The sequence below is a fragment of the Brevibacterium sp. UCMA 11754 genome, assembly GCF_021532275.1.
Taxonomy (GTDB): domain Bacteria; phylum Actinomycetota; class Actinomycetes; order Actinomycetales; family Brevibacteriaceae; genus Brevibacterium.
Genome location: NZ_JACBOT010000031.1, coordinates 33129 through 52303, shown reverse-complemented (window position 1 = coordinate 52303; position 19175 = coordinate 33129). Strand labels below are relative to the sequence as shown.

Annotated in this window: 17 protein-coding genes and 1 riboswitch; of the genes, 11 read left to right on the top strand and 6 right to left on the bottom strand. The window is 63.0% G+C overall.

What is annotated here, in order from left to right; genetic code table 11:
- Positions 1-33: 33 nt before the first annotated feature.
- Entirely contained in the window at positions 34-360 is a 327-nt protein-coding gene (locus HX613_RS17245; RefSeq protein ID WP_193084515.1) for a DNA gyrase subunit A, read from the top strand.
- Between the two features lie 174 nt (positions 361-534).
- Here the strand turns inward: HX613_RS17245 and HX613_RS17240 are convergent, their stop codons facing one another.
- Positions 535-1740, bottom strand: a complete 1206-nt coding sequence (locus HX613_RS17240; protein WP_235346447.1) for a DUF418 domain-containing protein — start codon at positions 1738-1740, stop codon at positions 535-537.
- A gap of 84 nt (positions 1741-1824) precedes the next feature.
- Between HX613_RS17240 and HX613_RS17235 the strand changes: the two genes are divergently transcribed.
- The 9 genes from HX613_RS17235 (at position 1825) to HX613_RS17195 (ending at position 10704) form a co-directional block, all read left to right on the top strand.
- A complete protein-coding gene (locus tag HX613_RS17235) occupies positions 1825-2577 on the top strand; it encodes a TetR/AcrR family transcriptional regulator (protein ID WP_235346446.1) in 753 nt (250 codons plus the stop codon).
- 151 nt (positions 2578-2728) lie between these two features.
- A complete protein-coding gene (locus HX613_RS17230; protein WP_235346445.1) occupies positions 2729-3751 on the top strand; it encodes a LacI family DNA-binding transcriptional regulator in 1023 nt (340 codons plus the stop codon).
- Positions 3752-3870: 119 nt separating this feature from the next.
- Positions 3871-4965, top strand: coding sequence for a substrate-binding domain-containing protein (locus HX613_RS17225; RefSeq protein ID WP_235346444.1), 1095 nt, complete (start codon positions 3871-3873; stop codon positions 4963-4965).
- A gap of 20 nt (positions 4966-4985) precedes the next feature.
- Positions 4986-5810: an ATP-binding cassette domain-containing protein gene (locus HX613_RS17220; protein WP_235346443.1), complete on the top strand. Its 825-nt coding sequence runs from the start codon at positions 4986-4988 to the stop codon at positions 5808-5810.
- Positions 5807-7018, top strand: coding sequence for a sugar ABC transporter permease (locus HX613_RS17215; protein ID WP_235346442.1), 1212 nt, complete (start codon positions 5807-5809; stop codon positions 7016-7018). Before HX613_RS17220 ends, HX613_RS17215 begins: the two co-directional genes overlap by 4 nt.
- A gap of 243 nt (positions 7019-7261) precedes the next feature.
- Positions 7262-7365, top strand: a riboswitch (TPP riboswitch).
- On the top strand, positions 7353-8249 hold the full coding sequence (thiM, locus tag HX613_RS17210; RefSeq protein ID WP_235346441.1) for a hydroxyethylthiazole kinase: 897 nt from the start codon (positions 7353-7355) through the stop codon (positions 8247-8249). (Overlaps the previous riboswitch by 13 nt.)
- Positions 8246-9016 carry a thiamine phosphate synthase gene (thiE, locus tag HX613_RS17205; RefSeq protein ID WP_235346440.1) on the top strand — a complete coding sequence of 257 codons (771 nt, stop codon included), beginning with the start codon at positions 8246-8248 and terminating at the stop codon, positions 9014-9016. Before thiM ends, thiE begins: the two co-directional genes overlap by 4 nt.
- A complete protein-coding gene (thiD, locus tag HX613_RS17200; protein WP_235346439.1) occupies positions 9013-9879 on the top strand; it encodes a bifunctional hydroxymethylpyrimidine kinase/phosphomethylpyrimidine kinase in 867 nt (288 codons plus the stop codon). The genes thiE and thiD overlap by 4 nt, the downstream gene beginning before the upstream one ends.
- Positions 9880-9972: 93 nt before the next feature.
- Positions 9973-10704: a TenA family protein gene (locus tag HX613_RS17195; protein ID WP_235346438.1), complete on the top strand. Its 732-nt coding sequence runs from the start codon at positions 9973-9975 to the stop codon at positions 10702-10704.
- Positions 10705-10808: 104 nt separating this feature from the next.
- Here the strand turns inward: HX613_RS17195 and HX613_RS17190 are convergent, their stop codons facing one another.
- On the bottom strand, positions 10809-11363 hold the full coding sequence (locus HX613_RS17190) for a DUF1648 domain-containing protein (protein ID WP_235346437.1): 555 nt from the start codon (positions 11361-11363) through the stop codon (positions 10809-10811).
- Positions 11364-12032: 669 nt separating this feature from the next.
- Between HX613_RS17190 and HX613_RS17185 the strand changes: the two genes are divergently transcribed.
- Positions 12033-13940, top strand: coding sequence for an HNH endonuclease signature motif containing protein (locus tag HX613_RS17185; RefSeq protein WP_235346436.1), 1908 nt, complete (start codon positions 12033-12035; stop codon positions 13938-13940).
- 40 nt (positions 13941-13980) lie between these two features.
- Here the strand turns inward: HX613_RS17185 and HX613_RS17180 are convergent, their stop codons facing one another.
- From HX613_RS17180 to nadA, 4 genes are read right to left on the bottom strand one after another with little or no spacing between them, the layout of a single operon-like run.
- Entirely contained in the window at positions 13981-15234 is a 1254-nt protein-coding gene (locus HX613_RS17180; protein WP_235346435.1) for a cysteine desulfurase family protein, read from the bottom strand.
- Between the two features lies 1 nt (position 15235).
- Entirely contained in the window at positions 15236-16120 is an 885-nt protein-coding gene (gene nadC, locus HX613_RS17175) for a carboxylating nicotinate-nucleotide diphosphorylase (RefSeq protein WP_235346434.1), read from the bottom strand.
- Positions 16114-17826 carry an L-aspartate oxidase gene (gene nadB, locus HX613_RS17170; protein ID WP_235346433.1) on the bottom strand — a complete coding sequence of 571 codons (1713 nt, stop codon included), beginning with the start codon at positions 17824-17826 and terminating at the stop codon, positions 16114-16116. The genes nadC and nadB overlap by 7 nt, the downstream gene beginning before the upstream one ends.
- Before the next feature lie 7 nt (positions 17827-17833).
- A complete protein-coding gene (gene nadA, locus HX613_RS17165; RefSeq protein WP_235346798.1) occupies positions 17834-19117 on the bottom strand; it encodes a quinolinate synthase NadA in 1284 nt (427 codons plus the stop codon).
- Positions 19118-19175 lie beyond the last annotated feature (58 nt).

Below are 19175 nucleotides of genomic sequence, written 5' to 3'. Positions count from 1 at the left end.
ACAGAGTGGGCAGCTCCATGGTGCGATAGCTGTGTGAAGACACCTGGAAAGAAGCAGCCGACTGCGAGTGATGCTCAGCAGGAAGAGACAAACTTGATCGGCAGAATTGCGCTCCTCGAAGCGCTCTGCACCGGTTTGGATCGGCGCCGAGAAGTTCTTGAGGTACTCGAGGCTGCCGAAGATCCGGACATTGCCTTGGAGCGGTTGCAGGACAAACTTGATCTTGAGCCGGAGGGTGCACGGGCGGTGCTCGATATGCAGTTGCTGCGTCTGACCACCACTGAGCGGGATAAAACTGCTGCAGAACTGGCGGAGGCCCACGTTCGCCTGCGCAAGGTGCGGCAAGAGTCGATGGAGTGATGACTTGAACTACGGATAGGCCGCACCGTCGGGACCGCCAGTGGCTATCATCATTCCTATCGGTCGCCCGCGCGCTGTGACCTTGCACCCTCCTCGGCGGGGAGGTATCGGTCGGTACCGGTCCGGTAGAGGGGCCAAACGGCTATCTGGGAGGATATTGACCCGCTGCGATGCTTACCGGTCAGTGTCCATCGAGACCTTGGTGCGACCGGGTCGGCTCCAGTTGGTGAAACACCGGAGGACGTACTCAGCAGGACCATATCGGTGGCGCTTCAGCCACCAGGCGCTGATCAACGTCTGGACCGCAAAGACGGCGACGGCGAGGACCATCAGAACCGGTGGGGACATCTGCCCGGCAAGGCCGAGACCAACTCCTGTGAACAGCACGATCCCAGCCAGCGACTGTCCCAGGTAATTCGTCAACGCGATGCGCCCAACTGGTGCCAGTGCTGTGCGCACCCATGCTCCCCAGGGCACGTGCATGATCCGGATCAGCGTCGCAACGTACGCGGCCGTGAGGAACGGGGCAGTCACGACGCTCGCTGTGGTGGCCCAGGTGTTGGTGTCTCCGCCCATAACGGCGAAGAGCACCCCGCCTGGGAGGCCGACTGCGAAGCCGATCGCCTGAGTCCGTCGCAGAAGCGTGGCCCGATCTCCCGCCTGAGAGAACAGGCGCCGCCGGGCAGCAACCATTCCTAATAGGAACATCGCCAGTGCAGTCGGTCCTTGCAGGGAGACCGCTTGGATGACGAGAAGATCAAGGCCGGCCACGTGTTGCCCCACAATGTCAGCCAGCGACCCGAGCATAGCCTGAGTCTGCGCAGCGGCCCCAAGGAGCGCCTCGTCGTGACTGGGCATGAACATCGAGCGATCGAGGAACGCGGCGCTGATGACGAGAGAGAGTGTCACGAAGCCATAGATGATTCCGGTCGTGAGCAGCGCAGTCCGATCACGTACCTGGTGCATCGCCAGGAGCACGAGGCAGACCACTGCGTAGGTCGTGAGAACGTCCCCACCGTAGAGCAGGACGATGTGCCCCACTCCGATCACGAAGAGGCCCACCGCTCTGCGAAGCATTCGCGGCACGAACGCCGCACCCGCGCGCTTCGCCGCATCCATCTGCAGAACGAAGCTGTATCCGAAGAGGAATGAGAAGAGTAGGTAGAACTTCATTGAGAACAGCGCGGCCACAAGGAATCGGGCCGCTGCATCGATCGGTGTCGAGAAGCTCGGATCATGGACCAGGTTCCCCGGATAGGCCGAGGCCATGAACGTGATGTTGACGACGAAGATCCCCAGCAGGGCGAACCCGCGGAGGGCATCGACATCATGAACTCGCCCGGTCTTCATGGGCTCTTGTGCAGCCGTTTGTCTATTCATGCAACAGAATTTAACACAGAAACTATATGTAGTAAACTATATGGTGTGTCAGACTGTTGCTCTACTGACAGAGAGGTGGATTCCATGACTGACGGCGCGGTGCCCGACTTCTTCCGGCGACTCTGGAGGCTGCCGGAGGTTCCTCAGCAGCGGGGGCGCAAGTCCACTCTCGATGTCGAGACGGTGGTCAGCACTGCTGTTCAGCTTGCCGATCATGGCGGCCTGGAGGCCGCGACCTTGCCCAAGGTCGCCGAGGAGTTGAACGTGACAGCGATGTCGTTGTATCGACACATCGGCTCCAAGCACGAGCTGCTGCAGCTCATGATGGACGCAGCAAGTGAACCGCGGATATCCGAGTCGCTCGCTGCAGGGTGGCGTGAAGGTCTGCGACTGTGGGCACGTGACCTGTGGTCTCTGTATCGAGGTCGGCCATGGCTTCCCCGCGTGCCCATCTACCAAGCACCATCCGGACCACACCAGATCGCCTGGCTCGAACGAGGATTCGCGCAATTGGCTTCAACTGAACTCGATTGGAACGAGAAGCTGGCGGCACTCACTCTGCTCAGTGGCTTCGTCCGTCAGTCAGCACTACTTCAGGGCGAGCTGAAGGAAGGACGAGAGCCCGGCCAGGCTCAATCCGAGAGTGAGCGCGAATACGGAGAGGCCCTCTTCCGCGTCGTCGCCTCAGCGCAGTTCCCGTACACCTCGGCGATGCTGGCTTCTGGTGCTGTGGGAAGCGACTCCAACTCAGGTGGCGAGTCTGATCCGGACTTCGTGGATGGTCTCGAACTCATCCTCGATGGCCTCGCAGTGCGCATCGCCAACGCCTTGGACTGATGCAGGGATTGGTGACATCTTCCTGTCCGGTAGGTGCTGATCGTCGGACCGTCTGCGACCATGCGAGCACCAGCGGCTATCATCATTCCTATCGGTCGCCTGCGCGCAGACCGCAAGCGGTCCGTAGGATTCCCGACTCAAAGGTGTGGTCATGGCGAAGCAGAACGATCGGCCGACCCTGGCCACGGTCGCTTCGCGCGCAGGAGTCAGCATCAAGACCGCTTCCAGAGTGCTCAACGGCGAAAAGCATGTGGCCGCGAGGACCGCCGAGAAGGTGGAAGAAGCCGCCGCCGAGCTCGGATTCCGCATCAACTCCACGGCCAGGCGCCTGCGTGCCGGTGGCCGATCGCCCTACATCGGCGTGGTCATGAGCGACGGAGATGACCCCTTCCAGGCTCGTCTCTTCACCCTGCTGGAGGCCGAACTGAGCAGGGTCGGACTGCGCCCGGTCGTCACGGTCACCACCGACGATCTTGACCGTGAACGCGGCTTCCTCGAGGAGTGCCTGGCCAATGACATGACCGGAATCTGCGTCATCCGATCGCATCCGGACGCCGCACGGTTCTACACCGATGCGACGTCTGCTGATGTGCAGATCGTGTCCTTCGACCCATCGACAGCAGGACCGGGTGTCGACCTCATCGCCGGAGATGAGGAACGTGCCGGACGACTGGCGGCGACTCAACTGCTCAATCACGGGCACATCAGCCTCGGCGTCATCGGCGATCATTCGACCAGCCCCATCACCACCGCCAGGCTCGCCGGAATCCAATCGGCCATCGCCGGACGCTCGGACATCGGGTGGCGCGCCTACCTGCGCGAAGACGCCCACGACCTGGCCAGCGCGAAGAACGTCGTCGCGGCCTGGCTGGGTTCGCGCAGCGCGCCCAGCGCGCTGATCACCCTGTCCGGGACCCTGACTCAGGGGGCCATCGACGCCTGCCGGCGCCTCGATGAATGGCCGGCGCTGGTGGGCATCGACGATTTCCCCGCCGCGGACCTCTTAGACGTGACCGTCATCGATCGTGACCTCACCTCCATGGCCGCCGAGGCGGTCCGACGTCTGCAGGATCCGCTCGGTGGCGGGACTGGAAGCGATCCGTTCCGGGGTTCGACTCAGGTTCCTGTGCACGTGATCGCTCGCGGCAGCGGCGAGGAATCTCCGGACAGGTGACGCTGTCCGGAAAGAGACGACGAACACAATTTTTCGCCGAAACAGTTGACACCGAGCTCCGATCAGCGAATTATATTGATCAGCCTGACAACGTTGTCAGAAAAATTGAAAGGGTCACAATGAGGCACAACCTGCAGTCTCGGAAGAAGTTCGCCGTTCTCGGCGCCTCGGTTGCTATCGGCGCTCTCGCGCTCAGCGGCTGTGGGAGTCAGAAGGGCCAAGGCAATGAGGAATCCGGCGGCGGTTCGGCCGGAGATGGTGAAGTCACCATTGCTCTGCTGCTCCCGGAGTCCAAGACCACCCGTTACGAATCTCTGGACAAGCCGAATTTCGAGAAGTACGTCAAAGAGGCGAACCCTGATGCGAAGGTCGAGTACCGCAACGCGAACCAGGACGCGACCCAGCAGCAGCAGCAGTTCGAAGCCGCTGTGACCGAGGGCGTCGACGCCATCGTCCTTGACCCCGTCGATGCCTCGGCGGTGTCCTCGGCTCTGTCGAAGGCCGAGGCCAAGAAGATTCCGGTCGTCGCCTACGATCGCTTCTTCGAAGGTGCGACCTATTACACCTCGTTCGACAACAAGAAGATCGGCAACCTCCAGGGCCAGGCCGTCCTCGACGGTCTCAAGGCCGAGGACAAGGACCCGAAGTCGGGTCCGGTCTGGATGGTCAACGGCGATCCGAAGGACCCGAACGCCGCAGACTTCAAAGCCGGTGCGGAGGAGACCCTGAAGAAGGCCGGTGTCGACATCGCCGGAAGCCACGACACTCTCGATTGGAACCCGGACGACGCCCGCCAGTGGGTCGAAGGTCAGCTGCAGAGCGCGGACAAGGAGCCGATCGCCATCTACTCAGCCAATGACGGCACCGCCGGTGGTGTTCTCGCCGCCACCAAGAAGGCCAAGGTGAAGCCGGTCGTCACCGGGCAGGATGCTGAGGTCGACGGTCTGCAGAACATCCTCAGGGGTGACCAGTACGCCACGATCTACAAGTCGATCCCACCGCAGGCGGAGTTCGCTGCGAAGGCAGCCGTTGCACTTGCCGGTGGTGAGGAACCGAAGGCGGGAACAACCTATAAGGACACTCCGACGGACTTCGTCGAGGCCAAGGTCGTCACGAAAGACACTGTGAAGGACATCGTCGGGGATCAGATCAAGGCTGAAGACATCTGCACCAAAGACGTGAAGAAGCTCTGCGAAGACGCCGGCGTCAAGTAGAAATCGGCGAGTAGGAATATATGAATTCTCAACCCAACGATCCGGCGCCCACGAGTACGCGGGTGCCGGAGACCGGAGCCGAACCAGTCCTCGAGCTGCGCGGGATCAACAAACGATTCGGCGCAGTCCAAGCTCTGACCGATATCAACCTGACCATCGGCCGCGGTGAAGTCGTCGGCCTCGTCGGCGACAACGGCGCCGGCAAGTCCACCCTGGTCAAGGTCATCGCCGGAGTCCACGGAGCCGACGAAGGTGAGATCATTCTGGGCGGACGATCCCAGAAATTCGCAGCGCCGAAGGACGCACAGAAGGCGGGAGTCGCCACAGTCTTCCAGGACCTCTCCCTCTGCGAGAACCTCGACGTCGTGGCCAACCTGTTCCTCGGCCACGAGAAGACCCGCGGCGGTGTTCTCGACGAGGTCACCATGGAAGCAAGATCGTGGGAGCTGCTGCGCAGCCTGTCGGCGAAGATCCCCAGTGTAAGGGTGCCGATCGCGGCTCTCTCCGGCGGTCAACGTCAGACGGTCGCGATTGCCAGGTCCCTCCTCGGCGAACCCTCGATCGTGATGTTGGACGAGCCGACCGCGGCCCTCGGCGTTGCGCAGACCGCCGAGGTGCTCAACCTCATCGAGCGGCTGCGTGAACGTGACCTCGGAGTGCTGCTGGTCAGCCACAACATGGCCGATGTCCAGGCCGTGTGCGACCGTGTCCATGTTCTGCGTTTGGGCAAGGATGCCGGTGACTTCCCAGGTGACGAGCGCACGGACGTGCTGGTCGCCGCGATCACGGGAGCCAACGACAACGTCGTGACTCAGAGAGCGACCCGGAGGGGTGAGCGTCGATGACCCGCAACTCGTTCATCACCGACGAACGCATTTCGAGCGAGGGGTTCCTCGCGACATTCGTTCGTCGAGTCAAGGAGGGCCAGCTCGGCTCATTCCCAGTGATTCTGGCGCTCATCGTCATCGTCGTCGTCTTCCAATCGGCGAACAGCAAGTTCATCTCACCGGCCAACTTGGTCAATCTCTCCACACAGGTCGCGTTCTTGGCGATCCTGGCGCTGGGCATCAACCTCATCCTGCTCCTCGGTGAGATCGACCTGTCGTTGGCTCAGCTGGGTGGACTCTCTGCCTCACTGCTGGGTGTGCTGGTGGTCAGACAAGGGGTCCCGCCCCTGATCGCACTGGTCATCATGCTGGTGTTGGGCCTCGTCGTCGGAGCGATCCAGGGGTGGTTCTTCGCGGTGGTCGGCATCCCGGCCTTCGTGGTCACCCTGGCCGGTCTGCTGGCCTTCACCGGACTGACTCTGACGACATTGGGAGTGCAGAAGAACCTGTCGATGTCCGATACCTTCGCCTTCGACTTTGCGAGCTTCTACTTCCCAGCCATTTGGGCCTACGTCTTCGGAGCAGTTGCCGTCGTCGGCTTCGGTACCGGGATCATCTACTCGAAGCTGCGCCGTCACAACGAGGGACTCGACAGCCCGAGCTGGACCTCGGTGATCGTGCGCATCGTGCTGCTGGCAGCCATCGTCTTCGGCTTTCTCATCCTGGTCAATCAGGACTTCGGACTGGCGATGCCGTTCTTCCTCATGATCGTCATCGCGATCGGAATCGACCTGGTGCTGCGCAAGACCAAGTACGGGCGTTCGATCTACGCTGTCGGCGGCAAGGTCGAAGCCGCCAGGCGCGCAGGTATCAGGGTCACCTGGGTGCGCATCAGCGTATTCATGGCCGCCGGTGTTCTGGCAGCATTGTTCGGCTTCATCAAGACCGGTGTGACGACAAACGCGGGATCGACGCTGGTGAGCACGCAGGACCTGCTCAACGCGATCGCCGCCGCGGTCATCGGCGGCACCTCGCTGTTCGGCGGTCGCGGCACAGCCTGGGCAGCCGTGCTCGGTGCCCTGGTCGTCGGTGCTATCAACAACGGTCTCTACCTCATCGGCTTCAACTCCGATGCGCAGCAGATCATCACCGCGCTCGTCCTGCTCACGGCCGTCGTCATTGACGCCCTGAGCCGCCGCGGACAACGCTACGTCGGACGAGGTTAGCTGCCGAGAGACGCAGCTAGCGCCGCTCGATGCGGTAGCGAAACGTCGAGAGCAGAGCTGAGCCTCGAGAGCGCACTCCCTGGAGCCTGCTCTCGACGCTCAGCTCTGCTGTCGATGAAACCTGTCCCTCGCCGAGGCGGGGCCGAGGTTCCAGCTCGGCGCTCCCGGTGGGCGGTGGGCGCTGTTTCAGCCCTCCTCGGGCGCCGGCATCGGCGGTGCTGGGACTGAGCTGATACAGTCGTGGGCAATGACATGGGGTGCCTGACGCCATTCGCGTGAGGCTGAGAGAACACCCATCGAACCTGATCTGGGCCATACTAGCGAAGGGATCGTCATGGTTGACTTCGACCTGCGTTCTGCCAATGCACGACTGCGTGCGAATAATCCACTCATCCAATGCATCACGAACACTGTCGTGCAGCAATTCAGTGCCAACGTGCTCCTGGCCATCGGCGCCGCTCCGGCGATGCTCGACCACGACGCCGATGCCGCACAGTTTACCCGCATCGCCAGTGGACTGCTGGTCAACTTCGGCACCGCCACGAACCAGCAGTTCCTCGCCGCCGACGCCGCCATCGACGCAGCCAACGAAGACTCCAAGCCCTGGGTGCTGGACCCGGTGAGCATCGGAGCCGTCGACTTCCGCACCACACGAATCCGCCGCGCGGCGAACTCTTCACCCACAGCCATCCGCGGAAACGCCTCCGAGATCGCAGCCTTGGCCGGCATGGGTTTGGGCGGGCGAGGTGTGGATTCCACTGACGAAGTCGATGCGGTGATTCCCGCCGCGGCCGAACTGGCCCGGTCCACCGGTGCGATCGTTGCCGTCTCAGGACCAAGGGACGCGATCGTCGCTCACATCGACGGCGCCGATCGTGTCGTCCGCCTCGACGGGGGTCATTCCTATATGCCACTGGTCATCGGCACAGGTTGCTCTCTCGGCGCAGTCACCGCCGCCTACCTCGTGGGCGCAACGACCGCCTCGGCGAGGTTCGAGGCCGTCGTTGCCGCCCACGCTCACTTCAAGGCTGCCGGTGAAGCCGCCGCTGAGGGAGCACGCGGACCCGGCAGCTTCTCCGTGAACTTCCTTGACGCGCTGCACACGGTAACGGGCGAAGAACTGGCAAGGCTTCAGGTCGAAGTAGGCACGGTCGAAGTAGGCACGGTCGGAACAGGCACAGTCGCTGCAGGCACAATCGAAGCCGACGCGATCGACGGAGCACAGTCATGAGCCCCTCGATTCCCGATGTGGATTCTCGCCTGGCCGGAATCGACGCCCGCCTGGCCGGAATCGATACTCGGCTCTACCTCGTCACGGACTCGGCCCAGTGCCGAGAATCCGGACGCAGCGTCGCCGACACCGTCCGCGAAGCTGTGGCCGGGGGAGTGGGGATCGTGCAGGTCCGGGACAAGGACATCGACGACGATGCGTTCTACACGTTGACCCGCGAGGTCATCGCCGCCGTCGACAGCGCGGTGGCCGACAGCGCGAGCGTCGACTCCGCTTCGGCAGGCACGGAACGCCGCGTGCCCATCGTCCTCAACGACCGCGTCGCCGTCGCCCAGCGCCTCCTTGCCGAAGGTTCACACGTCCACATCCACGTCGGACAGTCGGACACTCCGGTCGAACAAGTGCGCGAACTCATCGGCGCCGAACCGCTCATCGGGCTGTCGGCGGCCAACAGCACCGAATTCGCAGCCGCCCGGGACTCGGGCGTCATCGACCTCGTCGGAATCGGGCCTGTCTACGACACCACGACGAAGACCGACGCACCCGATGGGATCGGGCCGGACCGCCTCGGCGAACTGGTGAGTGAAGCAGGACTTCCGGCGGTCGCCATCGGCGGGATCAGCACCGCTCGTGCCTCCGAACTGCGCGGCCGGGGACTGGTGGGGATCTGTGTGGTCTCTGCCATCTGCCGTGCCGAGGATCCGCGTGCTGCGGCCGAGGAACTGCTCGCGGAATTCGGTGACGGACGTGCGGAGGCAGCGCGATGACCACGCGTCCACCCATCGCACTGTCCATCGCCGGCACCGACCCCAGTGGGGGAGCCGGCATCCACGCCGACCTCAAAACTTTCACGGCCCGTGGGGTGCTGGGCACCACGGCCATCACGGCTCTGGTCGCGCAGAACACGCACGGCGTCTCGCGGGTCTACGGAATCGACGATGACTTCGTCTCGGATCAGCTCGACAGCGTCCTGGGCGATATGCCCGTCGACGCCACGAAATCGGGGATGCTCGGCTCACGTTCCCTCGTGGAACTCGTCGTCGTGCGCGCGGCCCAAAGCCAGCTGGGCTTCTACACCGTGGACCCGGTGATGGTCGCGACCTCCGGGCACCGCCTCCTCGAGGTCGATGCCGTGGCCGCGGTTCGTGACCAACTGCTGCCGGTCTCTGACCTCATCACCCCGAACCTGCCCGAGGCGGCGCTGCTGATCGGTGACGATGAGCCGGTGGCGCAGAATCCGCAGGAGATGTTGGCCCAGGCCAGACTGCTTGTCGACCGTGGGCCTCGGGCGGTGCTGCTCAAGGGCGGGCACGCGATCGAGGGTGACGTCGCCGACGTTCTCGTCACTGCCGAAGGCACGGTCACCGAGTTCACCCACCCGCGAGTGGCGACCCCGAACACACACGGCACCGGGTGCACATTGTCGGCCGCAATCACCGCCGAGGTGGCAGTGCTCAAACGTGAACGTGCAGTTGACGAGGTGGGTTCGGAACTACTTCACAAAGCAGTCGACAACGCCCTGAACTATCTGGCCCGGGCGCTGAAGTCCGCCGCGAACTGGCAGGTCAGCCTGGATCCGAAGGGCGCACACGGTCCCGTCGACCACCAGGTCGACATCGTCCGCCGCTAGAACAACCAGCTGCAACCCAGATCAGCTTGCCATCCGGGAACCGCATAATGACGCTTCGGGGCCGCTGTGGTCCCTTGAACATGGGAGATATCAATGACGACAGACTTTTCCGCAGGACCTCAGACCACTCAGCTGTGGGATCGGGTGCGGCCAATAGTTGAGGAGATCGAGAGTCTGCCGTTCCTCGGCCAGCTGGCCGACGGCAGCTTGGACGTGAAGGCGTTCACGAACTACATCGTCCAGGACGGCATCTACCTCACCGGCTATGCCAAGGCGATGTCGTTCCTCGCTGCGCGTGCCAACGACCGTGACGAATCACGATTCTGGGCCAGCTCCGCCGCCGAAGCGATCTCGGTGGAAGAGGAGATGCACGGAGAGCTGCTCGCCGATTCCCGCTTGGCCGCAGCCCACGAGGACCTGGTCAACAGCGGGGCCGGATTCCGAGCCTCACCGACGACCATGGGATATGTGTCCTACCTCGTGGCCACCGCCGCCAGCCGCTCCTACGGCGAAGGTGTGGCCGGAGTGCTCCCGTGCTTCTGGGTGTACGCCCACATGGGCAAAGTGCTCGTCGAGCGGGCGGGAGCGATGAGCGCGGACCACCCGTACCGGACCTGGGTGCAGACCTATGACTCACCCGAGTTCGACGAATCGACCCGGCAGGCTGTCCAGCTGCTTGAGCAGGAGCTCACCAATGCCCCCGCCGAGGTGGCCGCACAGATGCGTGCCACCTTCGAGCAGGCCTGTGTGTACGAACTTCACTTCTGGGCCTCGGCGCATGCGCTGCAGGACTGGGACGCAGGAGTGTTCGTGCCGCAGAGCTGAGCACCCTTCGCCGGTGACGAGGCTTGGCTGGGGTCTGCGGATCTTATGGTGGAAAGCTCGGCCCGCCAGATCGTTTCGGTTCATTTTTCGGCCTGCTTTTCGGGCTATCTTTCGGGTTTGAGTTCGCGGTCGTCTCTGTCGCCGGGCTTGAGACGGCGGAAGAGATTCCACATTGCGATTGCGACGATGGCAAGGAAGACACCGGTCGGGAGGACCAGAAGGGCATCCGGCCACGATCTGCCGATCCCGACGCTAAGCGTCTGCGCCAGAGACAATGCAAACAGCAGAGCACACGCACCAGCAGTGATTCGCATGAACTCCATCAGACAGTCGAAGAGATAGACACGTTCGCCGCGTTGCAGCCAGTATTCCTTGTGAGGAATGTTGACGAGGCCGATCGGCAGCTTCTCAAATATCCAGCGGATGGAGAGCACCACTGGGATGCCCACTCCCAAGGGAACGAGCCATCCGAAGACTTCACTCTTTGGCGACCAGTCGTCGGGCTGGCCGTTTGCCCCGAAATGGCTCGGCACCTGGTCGGGTGCGTTGAACCAGAACCAGAAAGCGACACCGATGAGGACCAAGAGGGACGCCACTGCGAAGAGCAATGCGGCGATTCCAGGGCGTCGGCTCGGGTCCGGTTTCGTTGAGGAAGGCACATTGCAAGGCTATCGGGTGCCGGGCGTCGGTTTCTGGGTGCCGGTTTCCGGTTATCGGGCATCGGTGATCGGCGATCCCGTTAAGCCAGATCAGGCCGGGTGATTTCCTGACGGCCCGCTTCTGCCCGGGGCCGTGGGCCCCAACGAACCCATTGCGTGCCATCCGCGACGCAGAGTGGTCCACAGGAGAACATGGTCGACTTCCATCAGGGGCACGCGGTCGTGTCTCGGACAGGCAAATCGTCCGATGAAGAAAACAATCGTGGCGAAGCACACCCCGATGATAAACAGAATAAGCAGATCCATGACGGCCTCCTCACACCCGTATCGAATGCATGTCTCCATTTTCCACCCGGGTAGAAGAGAAAGATAGGGCCACCCTGCAAGAAGTGGCCTGCGTGCCGCACTCGGTTCCTCACGTACGTATGCCCACGAGATCATCGTCACCGAAGTCGGAAGTGACCATGTGGCCGAGATAATACTTCGACCGATTGGGATTCTACGTCCTGACCTGGGGTGTTGTGAGTCTTGGCCGATTTTTGAGCCATCAATCAATACGAGAATTGAAGAATGACCGAACTAAAATCGAAACTAAGGGTGCAATTGGGTGAAATGAATGTATAATTGAGGGAAGAGCAACGACGATGTTGGCGAATGGACTTCAGTACCATGACTCTCACCCCCGACCGCACATCAGGAAACCCGGAAGAGCGTGACCCACGCCCCGGTCCCAGTGATGCCGCGACGGGTTCAGGTGCCGCCGATGCTTCGTCTTCTGGGGGAGAGCCGTCCTCTTCAGCAGTGGGGCAGCAGTCTCTGTTCGACCAGCTCAAAGACTCCAACCTCGACCTCACCGGCCACCCACTCGCGGGCAAGTTCGAATCCCTCGCGGCTGTGCCGACCGGTAAACCAGGGGTATCGAATGATCGCGATGAAGCTGATGTCCACGGTGAGTCAGAGGCACGTGTTTCGGAAGCCAGCGAAACAAGCGAAGCCAGCGAAACAAGCGAAATTGGCGGAACCTGCGAAACTGGCGGTGCCAACGAAACCGGCGAGGTCGCTGGGACTGCCGACGACGGCAGGACTGTCGAGGCTGCCAGCACTCCAGCCGCCAATACTTCGGGTGACGACTCAGGTCCGGCTATTCCCGGTCCCGGTACCCCTGGTCCTCATCCTCTGCTCTCGAGTGAAGAGTGGACGGATCTGTCGCGTTTCGCGCCCGAAGTCACGACCAGTCTCACCGCGCTCAGTGGACTCAAGGACGGGCTGCGGACCTTTGACCGGCCGATGGGGCCAGCCGATGCGATCAAGCTCATCGACGGACTCGAAGCACTGGGCCGAGTCAACGAGGCCCTATCGACTCTGGCTCTGGCAGTGTGTGAACGAGTCGGAGCACCGTCTGATTACGGTGCGAAGACAACGAAGGCCCTCATCCAAGACAGGCTGAATATCACCGCCCGGGAGGCGAACCGTCGGACCGATATGGCCAAGAGCCTCGGCGGGCGAGTCACTCTGACCGGGCAAGCGCAGCCACCACTGTTTCCCATGGTTGCTGATGCCTTCAACGAGGGCAGACTCTCGGCCGATCAGGCCAGGGTCATCAAAGACTGTTTGACGAAGCTGCCCACGTTCACCAGCCAGGACAATCGTGATTATGCTGAATCGACTCTCGTCGACAAGGCACCGAGCGTGCGGGTCCGTGACCTGCGGGCGATCTTCGCTCGGATCCTGGCCCATATCGATCCCGATGGTCAAGAACCAACAGATGCCACGGATCGGACCATGTACAAGGTGACTATGCATGCTCGTGATAATGGTGATTGGGAGATCTGTGGTCTTCTGGACCCGGTCACGGGTGGTGTCCTCAATGGGCTGCTGACGCAGAGAACCAAGATCGCGAAGAGCGTTGAGGGCAGTTCACGTGCGGGTGGAACCGGTGTGGAGTCTGGTGTCCTCGAAGACGGAACGCTCGTTGACATGACAGGGCAGCGACTGTCTGCCCAGGAGTGGATCTACGAACGCTTCGCGACTCTCATTGGGCGCATCGATATGACGCGGACCGGTCAAGGCTCGCCCTACGCTCTGGTGGTCACGGCCAAGGCTGAAGACCTTGCCAACGGTACTGGTGTCGGGGCGACGGGGACTGAGAATCCGGTCCCGATCAGCGAACTTGTCCGGAACGGTTTGAATGGGGCTGTGTTCTTCGAACTCATCTCTGACAAGGCGAAGACGATGCAGGTGGTGACAGAGAATCGGTTCGCGAACGCGAAGCAGATCGCGGTTCTCACTGCTCGTGATCAGGGGTGTACGTTCCCCGGGTGTGATGCTCCGCCGGGGTGGTGCGATGCTCACCATATTGTCGAGTGGGCACAAGACGGTAAGACTGATGTCAATAATATGATGTTGAGTTGTTCTGCCCATCATCATCTTTTGGATCGGTCGGAGTGGGAGACAGTGATGCTCAAGGATGGGCGTCCTGCGTGGGTGCCTCCTGCGTCGATTGATCCGGCCAGGCGACCGGTATTGCATGCGAGGTTCGTGGCTCAAGAAGTCATCGACACACTCTTCAACGAGTGACTGCTCAGGTTGCTTAGGCTGCTCAGATTGTTCAAGCTGCTCAGGTGTAGCTGAGAGCCAAATTCTTCACCGCCGCAGATACGGCATGCGCTGCTCGATGCCCCTCTTCGGCGGTGAAGTCTGTCGGGAAGGTGAAGCGCACACTGGTCTTCGCGAGATCATCGTCGATGCCCAACGCGGTGAGCACATGCGATGGCTCGTCCGAGCCGACGGCGCAGGCTGAGCCACTCGAGGCAGTGATGCCCAGGCGTTCAAGCTCGAGCAGCACGGCCTCACCGCTTGTGCCTGAGAAACAGAACGAGGCGTGATTCGGACTGCGCAACGACTCGCTGCCTGTGAGGAACGCCCCGGGAACCGTGGCCAGAACCTCGGCGATGAAATCATCTCGGATGGCTTGGACACGGCCAGCGGTCTCGGTCCGCTCCGCCTCGGCGAGTTCCAACGCGGTGGCAAAGGCAACGGCGAGGGCAACGTTCTCTGTCCCCGACCGACGCCCGGACTCCTGACCGCCGCCGTGGATGAGGGGTTCGAGAGGGATCCGTGCGCGAATCGCAGCGACCCCGATTCCCTTCGGCGCACCGACCTTGTGCCCGGCCAGGCTCATGGCGTCGACGCCGAGTCCGTCCAGCGGGAGCCAACCCGCAGCCTGCACAGCATCGGTGTGGAAGAACGCGCCGGCATCGTGAGCAACCCTGGCGAGGGCTGCAATATCGGCGACCGTGCCGATCTCGTTGTTCGCGTACCCCAGGCTGACCAGGAGCGTGTCCTCGCGCAGAGCCGAACCAAGGGCTTCGACCGTGATCGTGCCATCGGGTCCGACGGGCACCTCCGTGATCTCGAACCCGTGCCGACGAACCAGGAATTCCGCCGCGGCGAGCACCGCCTCATGTTCAAGGGCGGAGATCACGATATGGCGCCGAGGTGGCCGACCACCCGGCCCCGCACCGGAGCCATCATCGCCATCGGCCCCAGCATCTCCACTGGCCCCAGCATCGCCATCGGTCCCAGCCCCGAGAGCGATACCGATGATCGCAAGATTGTCGGATTCGGTGCCGCCGCTGGTGAAGATGATGTCGGTGCTGCGCATGCCGAGCATCTTCGCCACACGTCGGCGCGCGTCCTTGAGCGCGTCTGCCGAGGTACGGCCGACCTCGTGGTGGCTCGACGGGTTGCCGAACGCACCGGTCAGATATGGCCAGGCAGCTTCGAGCGCCTCCCTGCGCACGGGTGCAGCCGAGGCTGTGTCGAGGTAGAGCGGAACACCGCCGTTATCGAGGGGTGATTCGAGCGCCATATCAGCCTGCGTCCAGAATCAGGTCGAGGCCCAGGTCGATCGCACGGACACTGTGGGTCAGCGCACCCGAGGAGATGACGTCGACCCCGGTGTTGGCGATGCCTGCGACGGTTTCGAGGGTGACGTTGCCGCTGGCCTCAACGATCGCACGTCCGGCGATGAGCTCGACTCCTGCACGCAGATCGGTCAAGGTGAAGTTGTCGAGCATGATGATGTCGGCACCTCCGTCGAGCACCGCATGGATCTGCTCGAGGCGATCGACCTCGACTTCGATCGCCGTCGTGTGCGACAACTGAGCCCGAGCCGACCGGATCGCGGCACTGACATCGGCGTTCTCACCAGCGAGAACAGCGAGGTGGTTGTCTTTGACCATAACTGCGTCGGAGAGTCCGAACCGGTGGTTGTGCCCACCGCCGCAGACCACCGCATGCTTTTCGAATGCCCGTAGTCCCGGTGTGGTCTTGCGGGTGTCGACGATGCGCACACCTCGACCGTCCGTGTTCGCGCCTGCGGTATTCGACGACGCCGCATCGACGAAGGCTCTGGTCTGCGTCGCGATTCCGCTCATGCGCTGGCAGAAGTTCAGTGCGATCCGCTCGGCTCGCAGAACCGCACGTGCCGGTCCCGAAACCGTAGCCACTGTGTCGCCAGCTGCGAAGGCATCTCCATCGGCGCCGGTGAGATCCACATCGACGCTCGGGTCGACAAGGGTGAAGGCGCGAGCGAATACATCGATTCCAGCGAGGACTCCTGCCTCGCGTGCGCTCAGCTTCGCCGTCGCCGAGACGGTGGCCGGGATGAACGTCTCACCGGTGATGTCGCCCCACGGTGCGTCCTCGTCGAGAGCAAGCCGGAGCGCGGAGTCGATGGTTGTGGCGTTCAGCATGAGGCGGCCTCCTGGAACAGGGAAGTGGTGGGAGCAGGTGTAACGGATGCAGGCCGTTGCTGCGTCGGCAGGGTGTTGGACACAGGGAAGTCGGTGCGGGTGTGGGCACCTCGGCTCTCCTGTCGGGCGAGGGCATGAGTCGCAATGTGGCGCGCGATGAGAGTGAGATTCGCGGTCTCGAGTCCCTCACGATCAGCCGCTGCAGGGCCACTCTCGCGATCCGTCAAGGACGACCCACCCTCGCCGAGCGGGCCACTCTCGCGATCCGTCAAGGACAGGCCACCATCGCCGAGGTGGTCGAGCAGTGCCCGCAGCCCCGTTTCGTTTCGTTCCACGCCGAGGTGGGTCCACGCGAGATCCCTCAGCTCGTCCCGCGAGATAGACACAGAGGCACAGGAAGCATCGCCGGGCCCTCCACTGAAGTCCGGCATCGGCTCCAGCGTCATAATCGCCTCAGCCGCGCGGACTCCGAACACCGCACCTTCGAGCAGAGAGTTCGACGCCAGACGGTTGGCGCCGTGCACACCGGTGCAGGCGACTTCACCGACCGCGAAGAGCCTGTCGACCGAGGTTCGGCCGTCCAGGTCGGTGGCGATACCGCCCATATAGTAGTGCGCCGCCGGAGTGACGGGGATGAGGTCGGTGGCGAGGTCGAGTCCGTGGGCTGCAAGACCGCGTGTGATGGACGGGAAACGAGCGGTCACCTCGGGGATGGCTCTGGCATCGAGATGGCAGAACTCCCCGTTCTGTGCCGCCATCGTCCGGTGGATCGCCAGGGCCACGACATCACGTGGTGCGAGCTCAGCCCGGAGATCGATGTCGGGTATGAAGCGGTGACCGTGTGCGTCGAGCAGCACGGCACCGGCGCCGCGGACGGCCTCGGAGATGAGGAACCCCGCGCCGGCAAGCGCGGTCGGATGGAATTGAAAGAACTCCAGGTCGGCAACGTCAGCACCGGCACGGATCGAAGCGGCCAGACCGTCACCGGTCGCAGCCAGCGGATTCGTCGTGTGTGCGAAGAGCTGCCCAGCGCCACCCGTTGCCAACACCACGGCATCGGCGGCCACCATTTCGAGCGCACCGTCGTGGAGCAGGCTGACGCCGGTGGCTCCCTTAGAAGCAACGGCATCGACCGCGCGGCGATCCGCGCGGCCATCCGCGCTGACCGTCGGTGGGCGACCACGCGGGCCGGAGCCCGCCCACGCACTGCCGCGATCGTTCGCCTCGGTGACGATATCGACGAGCATCGAATGCTCACGTACTGCGATTCTCCCAGCGGCCGCCTCGGCGCGGGTGGCCCTGACTAGGGCATCGGTGATCGCTCGGCCGGTGGCATCGCCGCCGGAATGGAAGATGCGCGCCACGGAATGCGCGCCCTCCATGCCCCTGGCCCAGCGCCCGGAGACATCCGTGTCGAAGGTGACGCCGGTAGCGGCGAGTTCGAGGATTCGGTCGGGGCCCTCGGTGCACAGTACGCGGACGGCAGCCTCATCATTGAGTCCGACGCCGGCAATCAGGGTGTCGTCGATGTGCGACTCGACGCTGTCCTCGGCCGCGAGGACACCGGCGATCCCACCTTGAGCCATGGCCGTATTCGACTCGCCCAGACTGTCTTTGGTCACAACGGTGACGTCATGTGCACCTGCCAGTCGCAGGGCGGCGGTCAGTCCCGCGATCCCGGAGCCGATGATGACGATGTGAGCCATGAGTCGCTCAGATCCGGGGTTTCGCAGCGAGCATTCGCTCAAGGGACACACGAGCGGGATCGGCCACCTCGGCGTCGACGGAGATCTGGTTGATCACCCTGCCGTCGATCAGGGACTCGAGGACCCAGGCGATGTAGCCGGGGTGGATCCGATACATCGTCGAGCACGGGCACACGACAGGATCGAGGCAGAAGATCGTGTGCTCGGGATGTTCGGCTGCTAGGCGTTGGACGAGGTTGATCTCGGTGCCGATGGCGAATGTGGTCGGTTCGGTCGCCTCGGCGATGGCCTTCGTGATGTAGGCGGTGGATCCGGACTCATCGGCCGCGGCCACGGTCTCCTGCGGGCATTCGGGGTGGACGATGACGCGCACATCCGGGTGATCGACGCGTGCCTTGGCGATCTGCGCGGGGGTGAAGCGCTTGTGCACCGAACAGAACCCCTGCCACAGGATGACCTTCGAGCCCTCGATCGCGTCGGGGGAGTTGTTGCCCAGAGGCCGCGCCGGGTTCCACAGCGGCATGGCCTCAATGTCGATGCCCATGTTCAGAGCGGTGTTGCGGCCGAGGTGCTGGTCGGGGAAGAACAGCACGCGCTGACCGCGCTCGAACGCCCACTCAAGGACCACCTCGGCGTTGGAGGAGGTGCACACGATGCCGCCGTTGCGGCCGCAGAATCCCTTGATTGCGGCCGAGGAATTCATGTAGGTCACCGGGATGACGGGCACCTTGCCGTCAGCATCAGGCTCGTCGCCCAGCAATTCGATCAGCTGCTCCCAGCAGTCCTCGACCTGGTCGATGTCGGCCATATCAGCCATCGAGCAGCCCGCAGCGAGGTTGGGCAGGATGACCGACTGCTCAAGTGTGGAGAGCAAGTCAGCGGTCTCGGCCATGAAGTGCACGCCGCAGAAGACGATCGCCTCAGCCTCGGGATGATTCTGGGCAGCCTTGGCAAGCATGAACGAGTCGCCGATGTAGTCCGCGTGCTCGACGACCTCTACCCGCTGGTAGTGGTGGCCGAGGATGACGACCCGGTCGCCGAGCCTCTCCTTTGCCCGGATGATCCGGTCATTGAGCTCCTCCGCCGAGGCGTCCCTGTACTCGGCGGGGATCTGACCCTGGCGTGGGGCTGCGACGGGAATCGGATCGTCCATCGAAGCGCCGGGCCCATAGCCGGGCTTGACGTCGACGTCCCACGGGGCATCGATGAGGTCGGTCGAACACATATCGTCGTTCGCACCCTTCGCGGAGATGTCCTTGAGGGTGAGCTCGATCGAGGCTGTAGTGGTCATCATCGTCCTTCGCAGAGTGGAGCGGTCCGCCCGTGGAACAGGTCATCGCGCCCCTGGA